We start from the raw sequence: 19,112 nt of genomic DNA, 5'->3' as shown, positions 1-19,112 counted from the left end.
GCACCGCGCGAACAGCGCGGCGGAGGGGAACCGATGACCGGTCACGGACCGGGCCGGGCGCCGGCGCTCGACGACGCCGGACCGGCCGCCGACGCCGGACTGCCGCGGGGCGACAGCGCCGCCGCCGAGGGCCGTCCCGCCGAGGACGCCCCGCTCCCGGACCAGGACCTGTTCCCGGACGACGGCCTGCTCACCGATGAGGAGCGCCCGGGGGGCGACGAGGGGCTGACGGCCGACGACGGGCCGGCGGGCGACGCGGCCCTGGAGGACGCGACCGCGCTGGACGGTTCCGACGGGCCCGACGCGCAGCCGGAGGACGACCGGCCCGCCGAGGACGCCGCGTCCTTCCGGGAGCTGCGGCCGCCGCGCCGCCTCCGTCTGTGGCAGCTCGCCCCCATCGTGGGCCTGGGCGCGGTCGGCTCACTGATGTTCGCGTTTCCGCTGGCGTTCGAATTCAGCGGGGACGGCGGCGCCGTGTTCGCGATGCTCGGGCTGCTGCTGTGCTGCTGCGCGGCGGGCTGGGGCATGATGGCCGCCCGCCGGGTCGGCCACACCTGGCCGGGCCTGGCGGCCCGCGGTTCGGGCCGGCGCACGGACTGGCGGGTGGTGGCCGTGTACGTCGCGGTCGTCCTGGTGCTCGCGGCCCTCGCGATCTGGCGCGTGGCCCGGCTGCGCTGAGCGCTCGCTCCGCCTCGATGCGCGGCGCGCCCGGATGCGGCCGCTGTCGGTGGTGGCCCGTACGATTCAAGGGTGAGCAACGAGCGCATCGCCTTCCTCAAGGGCCACGGCACCGAGAACGACTTCGTGATCGTCCCCGACCCGGACGGGCGGCTGGAGCTGCCCGCGTCCCTGGTCGCGCGGCTCTGCGACCGCCGGGCCGGCATCGGCGGCGACGGCGTGCTGCACGTCGTACGGTCCGCGGCGCATCCCGAGGCGCGTGCCATGGCCGACGAGGCCGAGTGGTTCATGGACTACCGCAACGGCGACGGCTCGATCGCCGAGATGTGCGGCAACGGCGTCCGGGTGTTCGCGCGCTACTTGGAGCACGCCGGGCTGGTCGAGCCCGGCGATCTGGCCATCGCCACCCGGGCGGGCGTGCGCCGCGTCCACCTCGCCAAGGACACCGCGGGCCCCGGGACGGGCGAGGTCACCGTCACCATGGGTCGCGCCGAGCTCCCCGAGGAGCAGGTCACGGTCACGGTCGGCGGCCGCAGCTGGCCCGCGCGCAACGTGAACATGGGCAATCCGCACGCCGTCGCCTTCGTCGAGGACCTCGACCACGCCGGGGACCTGCTCACCGCTCCGCCGTTCAGCCCCGCCGCGGTCTACCCGGACGGCGTCAATGTCGAGTTCGTCGTCGACCGCGGCCCGCGCCACGTCGCGATGCGGGTCCACGAGCGCGGCTCCGGCGAGACCCGTTCCTGCGGCACGGGCGCCTGCGCCGTCGCCGTCGCCGCCGCCCGCCGGGACGGCGACGACCCCGCGATCACGGGCAGCCCCGTCTCGTACACCGTCGACGTCCCCGGCGGCCGGCTCGTGATCACCGAGCTGCCGGACGGCACGGTCGAGATGACGGGCTCCGCGGTGATCGTCGCCGAGGGCACGATCGACCCCGCCTGGCTGGCCGCAGCCACCGCCTGAGACCGGCCTCCGGCCGGCTCCGGGGCCACCCCGGAGCGGCCCTCGTACGGTCACGGGGCACCGCCGAAGATTCGCTCGAATGGGTGATCCGTTTCACTCTGGGCGAGAGGCGGTGAGCGGTGCGTGATGGGCTCGGTAGCATCAAGCACCGGCCCGGACACCGCCGTCACCGCCGATCGCGTCCGGCCGCCGGTCGATGCTGCCGGAGGTGCCCCATGAGCGCAGAGGCCACTGAACCCAGCGGTGCGCCCGCAGAGCTTCACCCGGCAGGGGTTCCGGCCCGCAAACGCGGCCGCCCCCGTCTGGAGCTGAGAGGTCTGCGCCGGTTCAGCCGCGCGGCGCTGCTGGGCCCCATGCCGCGCGACGGCCTGCCGGACGCCCTGGAGCACGTCGCCAAGGTCCACCGCGCCCACCATCCGGACGCCGACCTGGCGGTCCTCAGCAAGGCGTACGTCCTCGCCGAGTCCTCGCACCGGGGGCAGATGCGCAAGAGCGGCGAGCCGTACATCACGCATCCCCTCGCCGTGACGCTGATCCTCGCCGAACTGGGCGCGGAGACCACGTCGTTGACCGCCTCCCTGCTCCACGACACGGTCGAGGACACGGAAGTGACGCTCGATCAGGTGGGCGCGGAGTTCGGCGAGGAGGTGCGCTTCCTGGTCGACGGCGTCACCAAACTGGAGAAGGTCGACTACGGCGCGGCGGCCGAGCCGGAGACCTTCCGCAAGATGCTGCTGGCCACGGGCAACGACGTCCGGGTGATGACGATCAAGCTCGCCGACCGGCTGCACAACATGCGCACCCTCGGTGTGATGCGCCCCGAGAAGCAGGCCAGGATCGCCAAGGTCACCCGTGACGTGCTGATCCCGCTCGCCGAACGCCTCGGTGTCCAGGCGCTCAAGACCGAGTTGGAGGACCTGGTCTTCGCGATCCTGCATCCGGAGGAGTACGCCGCCACCCGCACCCTCGTACGGCAGCACGCCGAGCGCCCCGATCCGCTCGCGGCCGTCGCCGAGCGGATGCGCGCGGTCCTGCACGACGCGGGCATCGACGCCGAAGTCCTCGTCCGGCCGCGGCACTTCGTCTCGGTGCACCGGGTGCGGATAGGGCGCGGCGAGCTGACCGGCGCGGACCTGGGGCGGCTGCTCGTCCTGGTCACCGAGGACGCGGACTGTTACGCCGTACTGGGCGAGCTGCACACGTGCTTCACGCCGGTCGTCTCGGAGTTCAAGGACTTCATCGCGGCGCCCAAGTTCAACCTGTACCAGTCCCTGCACACCGCCGTGACGAGCGAGCACGGCGAGATTGCCGAAACGCTTATCCGCACCCACCGGATGCACCGGGTGGCCGAGGCCGGGGTGATCGCGCTCGGCAACCCGCACGTCCCCGCCGAGGGCGGCCCGTACGGCCCGTCGGAGGCCCCTGAGGCGCCCGACGGGGAGCGGGTGGACCCGACCCGCCCCGGCTGGCTCTCACGGCTCCTGGAGTGGCAGCGGGTCGCCCCGGACCCGGACACGTTCTGGACCTCGCTCCGGGACGACCTGGCCGAGGACCGGGAGATCACGGTCTTCCGCGCGGACGGCGGCTTCGGCGGGGGAGCGGAGGCGGCGCGCGAGGCGGCCGCTGATGCCTCGGGCGACCGCGGCGCGATCCGGCTGCCGGCGGGCGCGAGCTGCGTGGACGCCGCGTACGCACTCCATGGTGCCGGGGCGCACTGTTGCATCGGCGCGCGCGTGAACGGCCGCCTGGCGACCCTCTCGACGATCCTCCGCGACGGCGACAGCCTGCACCTCCTGATGGCCCCGGACTCAGCGGCGGGTCCCTCCCCGCAGTGGCTGGAGTACGCGCGCACGCCCGCGGCCCGCCTCGCCATCTCCCGCTGGCTCACCGCGCATCCGGGGGCGGAGCGCGGGGAACGGGACGCGGGCGCCGAGACCGCGGAGGCCCCGGAGAGCGGCACTGCCGACGAGGGGACGGACGAGCGGAGTCCCGCCCTCGAAGCGCGCAACGCGGACCCCGAAGAAGCAGGCAACGCCGACCCCGAGGACGCCGACGAGGCCCCCGGGGCACGTCGCCCCCGCCCGCCCGTCCCCGCCGTCGCCGACCTCCCCGACGCGACGGTCCGGCTGGCCGGCTGCTGCACCCCCGTGCCGCCCGACAAGGTCACCGGCTTCGCCGTACGGGGCGGCATCGTGACCGTGCACCGCGCCCTGTGTCCGGCCGTGGCCCGGATGGCGGCGGCCGGGCGGGCACCCGTAGGGGTGCACTGGCGACGCTCGGCCGCTCCGGACCAGGGCTGCCGCGTCACGCTGCTCGCCGAGGCGTTCAGCAGGCCCCGGCTGCTGGCCGATCTCACCGAAGCCATCGCCGCGCAGGGCGCCGCCGTCGTCTCCGCCGATGTGGAGCCGCCGCACGAGCAGCGCGTACGGCACACGTACACGCTGCACCTCCCGGACGCCGCCGAACTGCCCTCCCTGATGCGGGCGATGCGCCAGGTACCGGGCGTCTTCGACGTCCTGCGTGCGGGCCGCAGCCGCCCGGCCGCGACCATCCGCCTCTGAGGCGCGCGACTACGAAGTGCCCTGAGGCGCACGTCCACAGGGGCGGCCCCGGACGCGGCGTACGGCGACGCGCCCGGGAAGCGACCGGAACCGCTCATTCGGGTGCCGCCCTGCCGTGCCGCCGTTCACGAGCGCGGCCGTACTGGTAGCGGTAACGCATGCCCTCTATGTCCCGCCGTACCGCGTCCTCCACCCGCCAGGCGCCGGACCTGCCGCGCCCCTCCGCGCCGCGCCGCCTCAAGGCCCATCGCCGCGCCGTCCCGGCGGTACTGGCCGTCGGCGCCCTCCTGGCGGCGGGCGCGCCGGAGCCCGGCCCCCAGGGGCTCGGCGACCGCCTCTACCCGCACCTCGGCAACCCCGGCTACGACGTCGGCGCGTACGACATCGCCATGAAGTACTCCGGACGCAACGACGCCCCGCTGGACGCCGTCACCACGATCACCGCCCGGGCCACCGGCCACCTGGACCGCTTCAACCTCGACTTCGCCCGCGGCGCCGTACGGTCCGTGCAGGTCAACGGCGTCCCCGCGCGGTACGCCACGCACGACGAGGACCTCGTGGTCACCCCGGCCCGACCCGTGGAGCCGGGTCAGAGCATGCGGATCGTCGTCCGGCACACCAGCAACCCCAAGGGCGGCAAGGACGGCGGCTGGGTCCGCACGGGCGACGGACTGGTCATGGCCAACCAGGCGGACGCCGCGCACCGCGTCTTCCCGGGCAACGACCACCCCTCCGACAAGGCCGACTTCACCTTCCGGATCACCGCGCCGCGTGGCATTACGGCCGTCGCGAACGGCCTGTCCCTAGGGCGCAGCGCCCGCGGCCCGGCCACCACCTGGACGTACCGCTCGCAGCACCCGATGGCCACCGAACTGGTCCAGGTCTCCCTGGGGAAATCCGCCGTCGTCCGCCGCCAGGGCCCGCACGGGCTGCCCCTGAGGGACGTCGTGCCGGCCGCCGAGCAGAAGAAGCTGGAGCCCTGGCTCGCCAAGACGCCTGGGCAGATCGCCTGGCTGGAGCGCCAGGTGGGCCAGTATCCCTTCGAGACCTACGGGGTGCTGATGGCCGACGCCTCGACCGGCTTCGAGCTGGAGACACAGACGCTCTCCCTGTTCGAGAAGCACCTCTTCGCCACCGACCGGCTGCCGTCCTGGTACGTGGAGTCACTGATGGTGCACGAGCTGGCACACCAGTGGTTCGGCGACAGCGTCAGTCCGCGCACCTGGTCCGACCTGTGGCTGAACGAGTCGCACGCCACCTGGTACGAAGCGCTCTACGCGGACCGCGCGAGCAAGGGCAAGGCGTCCATGGAGGCCCGTATGAAGCGCGCCTACCAGGAGTCCGACGGCTGGCGCGCGGCCGGCGGGCCCCCGGCGGCCCCCAAGCCCCCCGAGAAGGGCCAGAAGATCGGCATCTTCCGGCCGGTGGTCTACGACGGCAGCGCGCTCGTCCTGTATGCGCTGCGCGAGCGGATCGGCGCCGCGAAGTTCGACCGCCTGGAGCGCGCCTGGTACGCGCAGCACCGCGACGGCGTCGCCAGTACCGCCGACTTCGTGGCGCTGGCCTCCCGCATCCACGGCCAGGACCTCTCCGCCTTCCTGCGCGCCTGGCTGTACGACACCCGTACGCCGCCGATGCCCGGCCACCCGGACTGGCGCGTCGAGAAGGAGCAGCCGAAGCCCGGCCCGAAAGGCCGCGCATCCTGACCCCGGGCCCACCCCCGCCGCGCTCACCAGGGACAATGGCAGGGCAGGAAAACTCGCGTGACGGGCGTCACCGGCCGTGCGACCATCGACGGACCGACGCCGGGACCGCCGGGAATCTCCCGGGGCGTCCGGACGTTGTCACGATCGAGAGTCCCGAGGCCCCTCAGGGGCCTCCGAGGGACGTCCCAACGACACAAAGGATCAAATGACCTCCTCTTCTTCCCTTCCTCAGCAGGACCGACAGCGCCTCCACGAGAGCCTTCGGGCCGACGCCCTGATGGAAGAGGACGTCGCCTGGAGCCACGAGATCGACGGGGCGCGTGACGGCGACCAGTACGACCGTTCCGAGCGCGCGGCCCTGCGCCGCGTGGCGGGCCTGTCCACCGAGCTCGAGGACGTCACCGAGGTCGAGTACCGGCAGCTGCGCCTGGAGCGCGTGGTGCTGGTGGGCGTGTGGACCTCCGGGACGGTCCTCGACGCGGAGAATTCCCTCGCGGAGCTGGCGGCGCTGGCCGAGACCGCGGGCGCGCTGGTGCTGGACGGTGTGATCCAGCGCCGTGACAAGCCGGACCCGGCGACGTACATCGGCTCGGGCAAGGCCCAGGAGCTGCGCGACATCGTGCTGGAGTCCGGCGCCGACACCGTCGTCTGCGACGGTGAGCTGAGCCCCGGCCAGCTGATCCACCTGGAGGACGTCGTCAAGGTCAAGGTGGTCGACCGGACCGCCCTGATCCTCGACATCTTCGCCCAGCACGCCAAGTCCCGAGAGGGCAAGGCGCAGGTCGCGCTGGCACAGATGCAGTACATGCTGCCCCGGCTGCGCGGCTGGGGTCAGTCGCTGTCCCGGCAGATGGGTGGCGGTGGCTCCGGTTCGGCGGGCGGCGGCATGGCCACCCGTGGTCCCGGTGAGACCAAGATCGAGACCGACCGGCGGCGGATCCGCGAGAAGATGGCGAAGATGCGCCGGGAGATCGCGGAGATGAAGACCGGGCGCGACATCAAGCGCCAGGAACGCCGGCGCAACAAGGTCCCCTCGGTAGCCATCGCGGGGTACACGAACGCGGGCAAGTCCTCGCTGCTCAACCGCCTCACCGGCGCCGGTGTCCTGGTGGAGAACGCCCTGTTCGCCACCCTGGACCCGACCGTCCGGCGGGCCGAGACGCCCAGCGGGCGGCTCTACACCCTGGCCGACACGGTCGGATTCGTCCGGCACCTCCCGCACCACCTCGTCGAGGCGTTCCGCTCCACGATGGAGGAGGTCGGCGACTCCGACCTCATCCTGCACGTGGTCGACGGCTCGCACCCGGTGCCCGAGGAGCAGCTGGCGGCCGTCCGCGAGGTGATCCGCGACGTCGGCGCGACCGACGTACCGGAGATCGTGGTCGTCAACAAGGCGGACGCGGCCGACCCGCTCGTACTGCAGCGCCTGCTGCGCCAGGAGAAGCACGCCATGCTGGTGTCGGCCCGTACGGGCCAGGGCATCGAGGAGCTGCTCGCCCTGATCGACGAGGAGCTGCCGCGGCCCAGCGTCGAGATCGAGGCGCTGGTCCCGTACACCCACGGCCAGCTGGTCTCGCGGACGCACGCCGAGGGCGAGGTGATCTCCGAGGAGCACACCGCGGAGGGCACGGTCCTCAAGGCCCGCGTCCATGAGGAGCTGGCGGCGGAGCTCCAGCCGTACGTACCGGCGGCAGCGGGCGGCTGACCCGTAGCACTGGCGCACGAAGGGCCCGCTCCCCACCAGGGGAGCGGGCCCTCACGCATGTCCGCTACGGGTGCGCCGTGCCGGCTACTGGTTCGCGAACTTCTCGCTGACGCCCTCGTACACGCCCTTGGCCTCCGCGCCCAGGTGCGGCCCGGCCAGCCAGTCGGCCGTCACCGGCCCGATCGAGGTGTTGGACACCAGCGCCGTCCGGCCCTGCTGGTCGTTGGTGAACCAGGGCCCGCCGGACGAACCGGCCGTCATCGTGCAGCCGATGCGGTACATCGTGGGCTGCGCGGTCTCCAGCGAGAGCCGGCCGGGCTTCCCGGGGCACTGCTGCAGCGTCTGGCCGTCGAAGGGCTTGGCGGCCGGGTAGCCCTGCGCGGTCATCGACGCGATCTTCGGCACGGCCGGCGCGTTGAACTGCACCGGATAGGCCGTCCCGACCGTCTCCTCCAGCGACTTGGTGTTGCCCGCCTCCGGCTTCACGTGCAGCACGGCGAAGTCGTACGGCGCGCCCTCGCCACCGGTCTTCGCACCCCCGTCGATCCACTGCTGCGAGGTCTGCGCCGCATCGGCCCAGAACACGCCCTTCGGAGCCAGCTGCTCCTTCGTCGCGCCCTGCAGCTCGGCGGCGGACCTGCCGCCGTCGTTGTACGAGGGCACGAAGGCGATGTTGCGGTACCAGCCGCCGCTCTTGCCGGCGTGCACGCAGTGGCCAGCCGTCCACACCATGTTCGACTTGCCCGGGTGCGCCGGGTCCTCGACCACCGCGCCCGAGCAGACCATCGAGCCCTCGGGGCTGTCGAAGAAGACCTTGCCGACGCCGGGCGCATTGGCGCTGTACGGGGCGCTCACCGGCTGCGCCCGCACCGGGGTCGGCTCGGGGTCGGTGACGCCCTGGTCACCGGAGATGTCCTCCGGCTCGACCGGCTCGGCGGGCTGCTCGGCGTCCTTCATCCGGTCCGGGTCCCACAGCCCCTTGATGTACGGGTTCACGAACTGGCCGGCCTCGCGCAGCCACTTCTTCTTGTCCCAGTTCTTCCACTCGCCGTGCTTCCAGTCGTCCAGGTTCACGCCGAGGTCCTTGAGCTTGTCCTGCAGCTCCTTGGGGATCTTCAGCTCGCCGCCGCCCGGCTGGTCCACGGCCGACTGGTCCGGCTGCGAACCGGCGCTGTCGTCCGAGGGGCCGCAGGCGGTGGCGGTCAGCGCCAGCGCGCCGACCAGCGCGGCGGCGGCGACACCGCGCGTGGTGCGGCGGCCGGCACGTGGCCGGGCGGCGGACAGGCGGATGGATCGCATGACTGGATTCCCCCTGGGTGTGTTCGGTGACCGCTGCGACGATCGTCCGGCGAGCGCATTCGCGACCGTCCGGCGGCTGTCGGCGATCGATATGGACTTGTTCGGACCGTTCCACCGGTTCTGGTGGCCGGTCCGGAATGCAGAGCCCCACTATGCCGGTGCCGTGGGGGACGGCACCGGGCGGGTCCGCGGTTCCGGTCGCCAAGGATCTTTGCCGAGGCCGTGATCCGGTGCTCGTGACGTCGTTGGTACGTACGGGGGACGGCCGGTCCGTGTTCACGGGGCGGCCCACAGAGCCGGCGACCGGCGCCGACGAGCGCGCCGGGAGCCCGTGGAACAGCAGGAGGACAGCAACGCCGTGGCCTTGACCCAGCCTTCGCCGATGGCACCGCCGCTGGACTGTGAACAGATCCTGCGGAGGCAGTCGCTGCGCGAATCCGCCGCGCGCACGTATGCGCGTTCGCTGCCCATCGTCCCGGTCCGCGCCCGCGGGCTGACGATCGAGGGGGCGGACGGCCGCCGCTACCTCGACTGCCTCTCCGGCGCCGGCACGCTCGCGCTCGGGCACAACCACCCCGTGGTGCTCGAAGCGATTCGCGCCGTCCTGGACTCCGGTGCGCCCCTGCACGTGCTGGATCTCGCCACGCCCGTCAAGGACGCCTTCACCACCGAGCTGTTCGCCACCCTGCCGCGGGAGCTGGCCGAGCACGGGAAGGTGCAGTTCTGCGGCCCGGCCGGCACGGACGCGGTCGAGGCCGCCCTGACGCTCGTACGGACCGCGACCGGACGCGACGGGCTGATGGCGTTCACCGGCGCGTACCACGGCATGACGGCGGGGGCGCTCGCCGCGTCCGGGGCCGCGCGGGACATCTCCGTGACTCGGCTCCCGTATCCGTACGCCTATCGCTGCCCCTTCGGGACCGGCGCCGCGCAGGACACGGAGAGCGGAGGCGCGCACACCGCCGAGCACGGCGCGGAACTGGCCGCGCGCTGGGCGGAGAACGCCCTCGCCGACCCCAAGAGCGGGGTGCCGCGCCCGGCCGGCATGATCCTGGAGCCCGTCCAGGGCGAGGGCGGGGTGATCCCCGCGCCCGACAGCTGGCTGCGCCGGATGCGTGAGCTCACCGCCGCGCACGACGTGCCGCTCATCGTGGACGAGGTGCAGACCGGCGTCGGCCGCACCGGCGCCTTCTGGGCGATCGACCACAGCGGCATCGTCCCGGACGTCCTCGTCCTCTCCAAGGCCATCGGCGGCAGCCTGCCGCTCGCGGTGATCGTCTACCGCGAGGAGCTGGACACTTGGCGCCCCGGCGCGCACGCCGGCACCTTCCGCGGCAACCAGCTCGCGATGGCGGCCGGCGCCGCGACGCTCGCGTACGTACGCGAGAACGGCCTCGCCGCACACGCCGCCGAGCTGGGCGCACGGATGCTCGCCCGGTTGCGCGGCCTGGCCGCGCACCACGACTGCATCGGCGACGTCCGCGGCCGCGGCCTGATGCTCGGCGTCGAACTGGTCGACCCGGAAGGGCCGGTGGGGCCGGACGGCGCCCCGCCGCCCGGCTCGCGGCTGGCCGCCGAGGTCCAGCAGCAGTGCCTGGACCGCGGGCTGATCGTGGAGCTCGGCGGCCGCGGCTCCGCCGTCGTACGCCTGCTGCCGCCGCTCACGCTCACCGACGAACAGGCCGACGCCGTACTCGACCGCCTCGCCGACGCCATCGCGGCGGCGGTCAGCCCCACCCCCGGACCGACGGGTTCCCCCCTCCCCACCATGCGAGGCACCACCCCATGACCGAACGCCTTGGCCCTGCGACGAACGGGCCGGCCGGCCCCGCCCCGGACGCCCCACCCGCGGCGGAGCCCCCGGCCGACGCGGCGAATGGCTGCCGTGAGGTGGCCGACGCCGGGGGAGGCGCCGGTCTGGCGCCGGAGGTGCGGTCCGGTAGCGGTGAGGGCGTGGCGGCCAGTGCGATGGCGTCCGGCACATCAGAGCCATCGGACTCGTCGGACTCGTCCGAAGAGTCGTCGGAGCCGTCCCGGACCTCAGAGGCGTCCGGGGCGCTCGAACCATCCGCACCATCCGAATCGTCTGGCCCGTCTGGCCCGTCCGAACCGGCCGACGAACCCAGCGTCCCGCGCCAGGCGCGTCGTATCGGCCACGTATGTGAGCCGGGGACGCTCGATTCCCGGATGGCCGTCGGGATCGCCTTCGGCGTCGGGGCGGCGATGCGGGACAGGCGGCAGCCGCTCGGTACGGAGCGGGACGCCGACCTCGATCCGTCGAAGTGCCCCGACCCGTTGGAGCACCCCGACCCGGCGGCGGCCGCGGACGCGGCGGGTGTCGAGAACCTGCTGCGCTGCTGGGTCCGGGAGCGCGGCACGCCGCGCCCGTCCGGCGCCCACCTCCGGCTCCCGCTCGACGCCGCCGGCACCGCGCTGAGCGTCCCCGTCCGCTACTGGTCGGCCACCGGCGTGCACCGCTTCGGCCCGCCTGTACTGGAGCAGGCTCCGGCGGATGCGCCCCCTGTGGACGCCGTCACCTTGGCCGCTCTGCTGCGCCGCGAGGCGGCGTTCGCCGAGGGGGCCACGGAGCGAGCCGCGGAGGGAGCTACGGAAGGGGCTGCAGAGGGCGCCGTTGAAGGCTCCCCCGAGGGCGCCGCCGAGCTGATCGGCCGCGTGGCCAACTCCGTACGCTGTACCGCAGCCATCCTCGCCGAGCGGCGGGCCCGTCCCGACGGCCCGCACGGCGACCGCTTCCTCGAAGGCGAGCAGTCCCTGATCCTGGGGCATCCGCTGCACCCCACCCCGAAGAGCCGCGAGGGCCTGTCCGAGGGGGACCTCCGCGCGTACTCCCCGGAGCTGCGCGGCTCCTTCCCGCTGCACTGGCTGGCCGTGCACCGCTCCGTACTGGCCGCGGACTCGGCGTGGACCGCGCGCGGCCGCGCCGTACCGTCCGACCGGCTCGCCGCCGATCTCGCCGGCGACGGCCTCGAACCGCCCGCCGACACCGCTCTGTTGCCGCTGCACCCCTGGCAGGCCCGTGAGGTACGGCACCGCCCCGATGTGGCCGCGCTCCTGGACGCCGGGCTGCTGCACGACCTCGGCCCGCACGGCAAGCACTGGCACCCCACCTCCTCCGTACGGACGGTCCACTGCCCCGGCGCGGACGCCATGCTCAAGCTCTCCCTCGGGCTTCGCATCACCAACTCGCGCCGGGAGAACCTCCGCAAGGAGCTGCAGCGCGGCGTCGAGGTGCACCGCCTCCTCCGCAGCGGCCTCGCCGCACAGTGGCGCGCGGCCCACCCGGGCTTCGACATCGTCCGCGACCCGGCCTGGCTCGCCGTCACGGGCACCGACGGCGAGCCGGTCCGCGGTCTCGACGTCGTCTTCCGGCACAACCCCTTCGGGCCGGAAGACGACGCCGTGTGCGTCGCCGGTCTTACCTCGCCCCGGCCCTGGCCGGGCCACGAGGGCCTGCGCTCCCGCCTCGCCGACCTCATCGGCACGCTGACAGCGCGCACCGGCCGGCCCGCCGGAGCGGTCGCCGCCGAGTGGTTCCTGCGGTACCTCCACGCCGTCGTACGACCCGTCCTGTGGCTCGACGGCACCGCGGGCGTCGCCCTGGAGGCCCACCAGCAGAACACCCTCGTACTGATCGACGCGGACGGCTGGCCGAGCGGCGGGCGGTACCGCGACAACCAGGGCTACTACTTCCGCGAGTCCCGACGCGCGGAGCTGGACCGGCGGCTGCCCGGCATCGGCGTCGAGAGCGACACGTTCGTGCCCGACGACGTCACCGACGAGCGCTTCGCCTACTACCTCGGCATCAACAACGTCCTCGGGCTGATCGGCGCGTTCGGCGCGCAGGGGCTCGCGGACGAGGGCGTACTCCTCGCCGCCTTCCGGCGGTTCCTGACCGCCGCGGCCGCCGAGCCCGCCGCCCACCGCTCGCCGCTCCCTGAACGCCTCCTCGCCGCCCGGACCCTGCGGTGCAAGGCCAACCTCCTCACCCGGCTGCACGGCCTGGACGAGCTCGTCGGCCCGGTCGACACCCAGTCCGTCTACGTCACCCTTCCCAACCCCCTCAATCCGTGAGCCATGAGGCCACCGAACCGTGCCCCCTTGAGCCCACGAGAGGAGCACCCCGCCGTGCCCCCCACCGAGCCACCGGCCTCCCTGGCCACCGCTCCGGAGCAGGCCCCGGCCGCCGCCCCGGCCCCCTCGGCCTCGGCCCCCGAGGGGACCGATCAGGCCCTCGCCTCCGTCGACGCTCTCCGTGACACGCTCGACCTCCGGCTGCCCACCGAACTGACCGTCCTCGGGGCCGAGGACACCGTGCCCCAGCTGCGCCCCGGTGACCCGGCGGCCGGCCCGCTTCTCGACGCGCTCGCCGGATGGGGGCCCGCCGAGACGCCGGCCGGGCCGTTCCAGCTCGTACCCGTCCGGCTGGAGCGCGACCTCGCGCTGATCGCGGGCTGGATGAACGACCCGGCCGTGGCCGCGTTCTGGGAGCTGGCCGGACCGCCCGGGACCACCGAAGCGCATCTGCGGAACCAGCTCGACGGCGACGGCCGCAGTGTGCCCTGCCTGGGCGTGCTGGCCGGTGTCCCCATGAGCTACTGGGAGATTTACCGCGCCGACCTCGACCCGCTCGCCCGCTACTACCCGGCCCGTCCGCACGACACCGGCATCCACCTCCTCATCGGCGGCGTCGCCGACCGCGGCCGCGGCCTGGGCACCACCCTCCTGCGCGCCACCGCCGACCTCGTCCTGGACCACCGCCCCCAGTGCGGTCGGGTCGTCGCCGAGCCCGACCTGCGCAACACCCCCTCCATCGCCGCCTTCCTCAGCGCCGGCTTCCGCTTCGCCGCGGAGACCGACCTGCCCGACAAGCGCGCCGCCCTGATGATCCGCGACCGCGCTCTGCGCACCGTCCTGTGACCCGCCAGCGGCCCCGGACCCCGGCCCACCCCGGTCACGCCCTCCCCGTATCCCCTCCTCCTGCCCACTCCTTTCCTCTCAACAATCCGCTGCTCATTCCCTTATGCCGCTCATCCAGAGCACCAAGGAGTCAGCCTTGCCTCCCTCCGCCTCCCCCCGGCCCGCCCATACCGACGGCCCCAACGACCCGAGCGGCCCGGCCGGCCCGGGCCCCACGCCCCCCTGCGGCCCCGCCGACGCAGCCTGGCAGCGCGCCGCGCGCCGCCTCCTCGCCAAGACGCTCGCGGAGCTGGCGTACGAAGAGGTCCTCACCCCCGAGCCGGACGGCACCGCCTCCTGCGGCACCCCGCGCTACCGCCTCCCCCTCACCCCCGATGTCACCTACCGCTTCCACGCCCGCCGCGGCGCATACGGGCACTGGCGCGTCGATCCGGACTCCGTCACACCCACCGGCGACCCCCTGCACTTCCTCTTCCACGCCCACGACACCGTCCTGGGCCTGAGCGGCGACACCACCGGCCACCTGATCCGCGAGCTGACCGCGACGCTCGCCGCCGACACCCGGCTGGACACCACCGCCCTCACCGCCGCCGAGCTGGCCGATCTCGACTACGCGGCCCTCGAAGGCCACCAGACCGGCCACCCCTGGCTGATCGCCAACAAAGGGCGGCTGGGCTTCTCCGCCGCCGACGCCGAGCGCTGGGCCCCCGAAGCCCGCACCCCCTGCCGCCTGCCGTGGATCGCCGCCCACCGCGACCTGGCGCGCTACCGCGGTACCGGCCCGCTGGCCACCCCCGACCGCCTCTACTCCGAAGAACTCACCCCCGAACTCCGCGACACCTTCGCCCGCACCCTCACCGACCAGGGCCTCGACCCCGCCGACTACCTCTACCTCCCCGTCCACCCCTGGCAGTGGGACGAGACCATCGCCCCGCTCTACGCCCCCCAAATCGCCGGCAAATTCATCGTCCCACTCACCACTGACAACGACCTCCGGCTGCCGCAGCAGTCGATCCGGACCTTCCTCAACACCAGCCGCCCGCACGCCCGCACGGTCAAGCTCCCGCTGTCCGTGCTGAACACGCTCGTCTGGCGCGGCCTGCCCACCGAGCGCACCCTCGCGGCCCCCGCCGTCACCGCCTGGGTCCAGGGCCTGCGCGACGCCGACCCGTACCTCCGCGACGAGACGCGCGTGATCCTCCTCGGCGAGACCGCGTCCGTCACCGTCGAACACCCCCTGTACGACCGCATCCCCGGCGTCCCGTACCAGTACAAGGAGCTGCTCGGCTGCATCTGGCGCGAGCCGGTCGCCCCGCTGCTCGACCCGGGAGAGCGCGCCCGCACCCTCGCCTCGCTCCTGTGGACCGACCCGCACGGCCGCGCGCTGACCGCCGAGCTGGTCCACCGCTCCGGGCTCGCGCCGCACACCTGGCTGCGCCGCCTCTTCGCCGCCCTGTTGCCGCCGCTGCTGCACTTCCTCTACCAGTACGGCACCGTCTTCTCCCCGCACGGCGAGAACGCCATCGTCTGCTTCGACGCGCACGACGTGCCCACCCGCCTCGCGGTCAAGGACTTCGTGGACGATGTGAACACCACGGACGGCGCGCTGCCCGAACTGGCCGCCATGCCCGAGGACGTACGCGAGATCCTGCTCACCGAACCGCCCGCGTTCCTGACCCAGTTCATCCATTCCGGGCTGTTCGTCGGCGTGTTCCGCTATCTGGCGCCGCTGTGCGAGGAACAACTCGGCGTCCCCGAGGGCGACTTCTGGTCGCTCGTACGGGCCGAGATCCTGCGCCACCACGAGCGCTTCCCGCACCTCAAGGAGCGCCACACGATGTTCGACCTGCTCACCCCGGAGATCGAGCGCCTCTGCCTCAACCGCAACCGTCTCCACATGGACGGTTACCGTGATCGCCCGGAGCGCCCGCACGCCGCTGTGCACGGCATGATCCCGAACCCGCTGCACGCCCCCTGACGCGCCCGTGCGACCGGTCACGGACCGGCCGGGACGCGGCGGAGTGTCAGTGGGCCCGCGTAGGGTGGCAAACGCTATGACGAAGCCCTCCCTCCCCGAACTGCTCCATGCCGCCGTCACCGCCGTCGGCGGCACCGAGCGCCCCGGCCAGGTCGCCATGGCCGAGGCGGTCGCCGAGGCCGTCGACGACGGCACCCACCTGCTCGCCCAGGCCGGCACCGGCACCGGAAAGTCGATCGGCTATCTGGTCCCGGCGCTGGCGCACGGCGAGCGGACGGTGATCGCGACGGCCACCCTGGCGCTGCAGCGTCAGCTGGTCGAGCGGGACCTGCCGCGTACGGTCGAGTCGCTGCATCCGCTGCTCCGCCGCCGGCCGCAGTTCGCCACGCTCAAGGGCCGGTCGAACTATCTCTGCCTGCACCGCCTCCATGAGGGCGTGCCGCAGGAAGAGGAGGAGGGCCTGTTCGACCCCTTCGAGCAGGCCACGGCGACGAGCAAGCTCGGCAAGGACCTGCTGCGGCTGCGGGACTGGGCGGACGAGACGGAGACGGGCGACCGGGACGCGCTGACGCCGGGCGTCTCCGACCGGGCGTGGGGCCAGGTCTCGGTGTCCTCCCGGGAGTGCCTGGGCGCATCGAAGTGCGCGTACGGCGCGGAGTGCTTCGCGGAAGCCGCCCGCGAGCGGGCCAAGCTCGCCGACGTGGTCGTCACGAACCACGCGCTGCTCGCGATCGACGCCATCGAGGGCGCGCCGGTCCTGCCGCAGCACGAAGTGCTGATCATCGACGAGGCGCACGAGCTGGTCTCCCGGGTCACCGGCGTGGCCACGGGTGAGCTCACTCCGGGCCAGGTCAACCGTGCGGTGCGGCGCGCCGCCAAGCTGGTCAACGAGAAGGCCGCCGATCAGCTGCAGACCGCCTCCGAGACCTTCGAGCGGCTGATGGAGCTGGCGCTGCCGGGCCGCCTGGAGGAGATCCCGGAGGACCTGGGGTACTGCCTGATGGCGCTGCGCGACGCCGCCCGTACGGTGATCTCCGCGCTCGGTTCGACCCGCGACAAGTCCGTCCAGGACGAGGACGCCGTACGCAAGCAGGCGCTGGCCTCCGTGGAGAACGTGCACGCGGTCGCCGAGCGGATCGCGAACGGCTCCGAGTACGACGTGGTCTGGTACGAGCGCCACGACCGCTTCGGCGCCTCGCTGCGCGTCGCCCCGCTGTCGGTGTCCGGGCTGCTGCGCGAGAAGCTCTTCGAGGACCGCTCGGTCGTGCTGACCTCCGCGACCCTCAAGCTCGGCGGCGACTTCAACGGGGTGGCGGCCTCGCTGGGCCTGGCCCCCGAGGGCACGCAGGGCGAGGACGTGCCCCCGTGGAAGGGCCTGGACGTCGGCTCGCCGTTCGATTACGCGAAGCAGGGCATTCTGTACGTCGCCAAGCATCTGAACCAGCCGGGGCGCGAGGGCACCCGTACGGACATGCTGGACGAGCTGGCGGAGCTAGTGGAGGCGGCCGGCGGGCGCACGCTGGGGCTGTTCTCCTCGATGCGCGCCGCGCAGGCGGCCGCGGAGGAGCTGCGCGGCCGGCTGGACGTGCCCATCCTGCTGCAGGGCGAGGAGACGCTCGGCGAGCTGATCCGGGCCTTCGCGGCGGATCCGCGTACGTGCCTGTTCGGGACGCTCTCGCTGTGGCAGGGCGTGGATGTGCCGGGGGCGAGCTGCCAGCTGGTGGTGATGGACCGGGTGCCGTTCCCGCGCCCCGACGACCCGCTGATGAGCGCCCGCCAGAAGGCCGTGGAGGAGGCCGGCGGCAATGGCTTCATGGCGGTCGCGGCGACGCACGCGGCGCTGCTGATGGCCCAGGGCGCGGGCCGCCTGGTCCGGGCCTCCGGGGACCGCGGCGTGGTCGCCTGCCTGGACCCCCGGGTCGAGCGGGCGCGGTACGGCTCGTTCCTGCGCGCCTCGATGCCCGGCTTCTGGTACACCACCGACCGCAATCAGGTCCGTCGCTCGCTGGCGGCGATCGACGCGGCCGCTCAGGCGGCCGAGAAGGCTGCTGAGGAGCCCGAGACGGCGGACGCGCAGTAGTACCGCCAGGGCCCCCGCGGCGGGCCGCTACGGACCCGCACACGTGCGCGGGCCTCGTACGCCGATCGGCATACGAGGCCCGTAGCGTTTGACCGCGGTCGTCTCCTCGGGAGCGGTGGCTCCGTGCGGGTCGGCGCCGGGTCGGCCGTGGCACTCAGACCCGGCGGAGCACCGCCACCACCTTGCCGAGGATGGTCGCCTCGTCGCCGGGGATGGGCTGGTACGCGGCGTTGTGCGGGAGCAGCCAGACGTGGCCGTCCTCGCGCTTGAAGCGCTTCACCGTGGCCTCGCCGTCGAGCATCGCGGCGACGATGTCGCCGTTCTCCGCGACCGGCTGGCGGCGGACCGTGACCCAGTCGCCGTCGCAGATCGCGGCCTCGACCATGGAGTCACCGACGACCTTCAGCACGAACAGCTCGCCGTCACCCACCAGCTGCCGGGGCAGCGGGAAGACGTCCTCGACGGACTCCTCCGCGAGGATCGGGCCACCGGCGGCGATCCGGCCCACCAGCGGGACGTACGACGCCGCGGGCTTGCCCGTGGTGTCGGCGGGGGCAGAGGCGGGCTGGTCGGAGCCGCGGACCTCGTACGCGCGCGGGCGGTGCGGGTCGCGGCGCAGGAAGCCCTTGCGCTCCAGCGCCATCAGCTGATGTGCCACCGACGACGTGCTCGACAGGCCCACCGCCTGGCCGATCTCGCGCATGGACGGGGGGTACCCGCGTCGTTGGACGGAGTCCCGGATGACCTCGATGACCCGTCGCTGCCGGTCGGTGAGGCCCGAGCTGTCCGCGCGGATTCCAGGAGGGCGCCCGGGCAGCGAGCGCGCCGGCTTCTGGCCCTCCGGGCTCACCGTGGCGTCGTCCATCGGCGGTTTCTGGGTCGGCTCGAAACGGCCCTGGGAGTGGCTCTGTGCGGCAATGATCGCGCTGTCTGCGGTGGTGGTCACGTCGGCTGCCCCTCTCGGAATGTTCTCCCTAGTTAGCCAACGGTAGTTGCTTTCGAAAGGTTGCGCCAAACACACGTTCGAGTGAAAATCCGCGGATTAGCTGACCTGATCAGGGCATCGGGTGTATGGCCACGAGCGACCAAAAGGCGATAACGGGCATTACGGTGCCGTTCCCGCCGGCAATTTCCGGCGCCGGGTCCACGTTCTGCCGCGTTTCCGCGACGATCATGGCGGGCCCGTCGTGACCTGCCCAAGTCT

12 protein-coding genes are annotated in these 19,112 nt (G+C 73.3%); 10 read left to right on the top strand and 2 right to left on the bottom strand.

The annotated features are described in order from the left end of the window. Positions 1-33: 33 nt before the first annotated feature. The 5 genes from AB0I82_RS32095 to hflX all read left to right on the top strand — a co-directional run bounded on the left by AB0I82_RS32095 (position 34) and on the right by hflX (position 7,613). The gene (locus tag AB0I82_RS32095) at positions 34-678 is read left to right on the top strand and encodes a hypothetical protein (protein WP_363260951.1); all 645 of its coding nucleotides are present in this window, start codon (positions 34-36) and stop codon (positions 676-678) included. A gap of 72 nt (positions 679-750) precedes the next feature. Then, positions 751-1,641 (top strand): diaminopimelate epimerase, encoded by an 891-nt coding sequence (gene dapF / locus AB0I82_RS32090; RefSeq protein ID WP_363260950.1) that lies wholly within the window; start codon positions 751-753, stop codon positions 1,639-1,641. Between the two features lie 215 nt (positions 1,642-1,856). Further along, positions 1,857-4,202, top strand: a complete 2,346-nt coding sequence (locus AB0I82_RS32085) for an HD domain-containing protein (RefSeq protein WP_363260949.1) — start codon at positions 1,857-1,859, stop codon at positions 4,200-4,202. Positions 4,203-4,360: 158 nt separating this feature from the next. Further along, positions 4,361-5,908, top strand: a complete 1,548-nt coding sequence (locus tag AB0I82_RS32080; RefSeq protein WP_363260948.1) for a M1 family metallopeptidase — start codon at positions 4,361-4,363, stop codon at positions 5,906-5,908. A 205-nt stretch (positions 5,909-6,113) separates the two neighbouring features. Further along, on the top strand, positions 6,114-7,613 hold the full coding sequence (gene hflX, locus AB0I82_RS32075; protein WP_363260947.1) for a GTPase HflX: 1,500 nt from the start codon (positions 6,114-6,116) through the stop codon (positions 7,611-7,613). 84 nt (positions 7,614-7,697) lie between these two features. Here the strand turns inward: hflX and AB0I82_RS32070 are convergent, their stop codons facing one another. After that, entirely contained in the window at positions 7,698-8,912 is a 1,215-nt protein-coding gene (locus tag AB0I82_RS32070; RefSeq protein ID WP_363260946.1) for a hypothetical protein, read from the bottom strand. Between the two features lie 382 nt (positions 8,913-9,294). Here AB0I82_RS32070 and AB0I82_RS32065 point away from each other — a divergent pair, with 382 nt between their 5' ends. From AB0I82_RS32065 to AB0I82_RS32045, 5 genes are all read left to right on the top strand, one after another. After that, on the top strand, positions 9,295-10,701 hold the full coding sequence (locus AB0I82_RS32065) for a diaminobutyrate--2-oxoglutarate transaminase family protein (RefSeq protein WP_363261001.1): 1,407 nt from the start codon (positions 9,295-9,297) through the stop codon (positions 10,699-10,701). A gap of 398 nt (positions 10,702-11,099) precedes the next feature. Next, positions 11,100-13,004 (top strand): IucA/IucC family protein, encoded by a 1,905-nt coding sequence (locus AB0I82_RS32060; RefSeq protein ID WP_363260945.1) that lies wholly within the window; start codon positions 11,100-11,102, stop codon positions 13,002-13,004. A gap of 54 nt (positions 13,005-13,058) precedes the next feature. Then, positions 13,059-13,850, top strand: a complete 792-nt coding sequence (locus tag AB0I82_RS32055) for a GNAT family N-acetyltransferase (protein ID WP_363260944.1) — start codon at positions 13,059-13,061, stop codon at positions 13,848-13,850. Positions 13,851-13,953: 103 nt separating this feature from the next. Beyond that, positions 13,954-15,828 (top strand): IucA/IucC family siderophore biosynthesis protein, encoded by a 1,875-nt coding sequence (locus AB0I82_RS32050; protein ID WP_363260943.1) that lies wholly within the window; start codon positions 13,954-13,956, stop codon positions 15,826-15,828. A 76-nt stretch (positions 15,829-15,904) separates the two neighbouring features. Continuing rightward, a complete protein-coding gene (locus AB0I82_RS32045) occupies positions 15,905-17,908 on the top strand; it encodes an ATP-dependent DNA helicase (protein ID WP_363260942.1) in 2,004 nt (667 codons plus the stop codon). Positions 17,909-18,062: 154 nt separating this feature from the next. Here the strand turns inward: AB0I82_RS32045 and lexA are convergent, their stop codons facing one another. Then, positions 18,063-18,854 carry a transcriptional repressor LexA gene (gene lexA, locus AB0I82_RS32040; RefSeq protein WP_031057317.1) on the bottom strand — a complete coding sequence of 264 codons (792 nt, stop codon included), beginning with the start codon at positions 18,852-18,854 and terminating at the stop codon, positions 18,063-18,065. Between the last annotated feature and the right edge of the window lie 258 nt (positions 18,855-19,112).

This window comes from Streptomyces sp. NPDC050315 (assembly GCF_040655775.1).
Taxonomy (GTDB): Bacteria; Actinomycetota; Actinomycetes; order Streptomycetales; family Streptomycetaceae; genus Streptomyces.
The sequence above is the reverse complement of the archived record's forward strand: the minus strand, read 5'-3'. Positions and strand labels throughout refer to the sequence as shown.

Excerpts from the sequence above, each read along its gene's own strand:
- AB0I82_RS32095 (WP_363260951.1), top strand. The coding sequence starts at position 34 with ATGACCGGTCACGGACCGGGCCGGGCGCCGGCGCTCGACGACGCCGGA.
- AB0I82_RS32085 (WP_363260949.1), top strand. The coding sequence starts at position 1,857 with ATGAGCGCAGAGGCCACTGAACCCAGCGGTGCGCCCGCAGAGCTTCAC.
- AB0I82_RS32080 (WP_363260948.1), top strand. The coding sequence starts at position 4,361 with ATGCCCTCTATGTCCCGCCGTACCGCGTCCTCCACCCGCCAGGCGCCG.
- hflX (WP_363260947.1), top strand. The coding sequence starts at position 6,114 with ATGACCTCCTCTTCTTCCCTTCCTCAGCAGGACCGACAGCGCCTCCAC.
- AB0I82_RS32070 (WP_363260946.1), bottom strand. The coding sequence starts at position 8,912 with ATGCGATCCATCCGCCTGTCCGCCGCCCGGCCACGTGCCGGCCGCCGC.
- AB0I82_RS32065 (WP_363261001.1), top strand. The coding sequence starts at position 9,295 with ATGGCACCGCCGCTGGACTGTGAACAGATCCTGCGGAGGCAGTCGCTG.
- AB0I82_RS32060 (WP_363260945.1), top strand. The coding sequence starts at position 11,100 with ATGGCCGTCGGGATCGCCTTCGGCGTCGGGGCGGCGATGCGGGACAGG.
- AB0I82_RS32050 (WP_363260943.1), top strand. The coding sequence starts at position 13,954 with ATGCCGCTCATCCAGAGCACCAAGGAGTCAGCCTTGCCTCCCTCCGCC.
- AB0I82_RS32045 (WP_363260942.1), top strand. The coding sequence starts at position 15,905 with ATGACGAAGCCCTCCCTCCCCGAACTGCTCCATGCCGCCGTCACCGCC.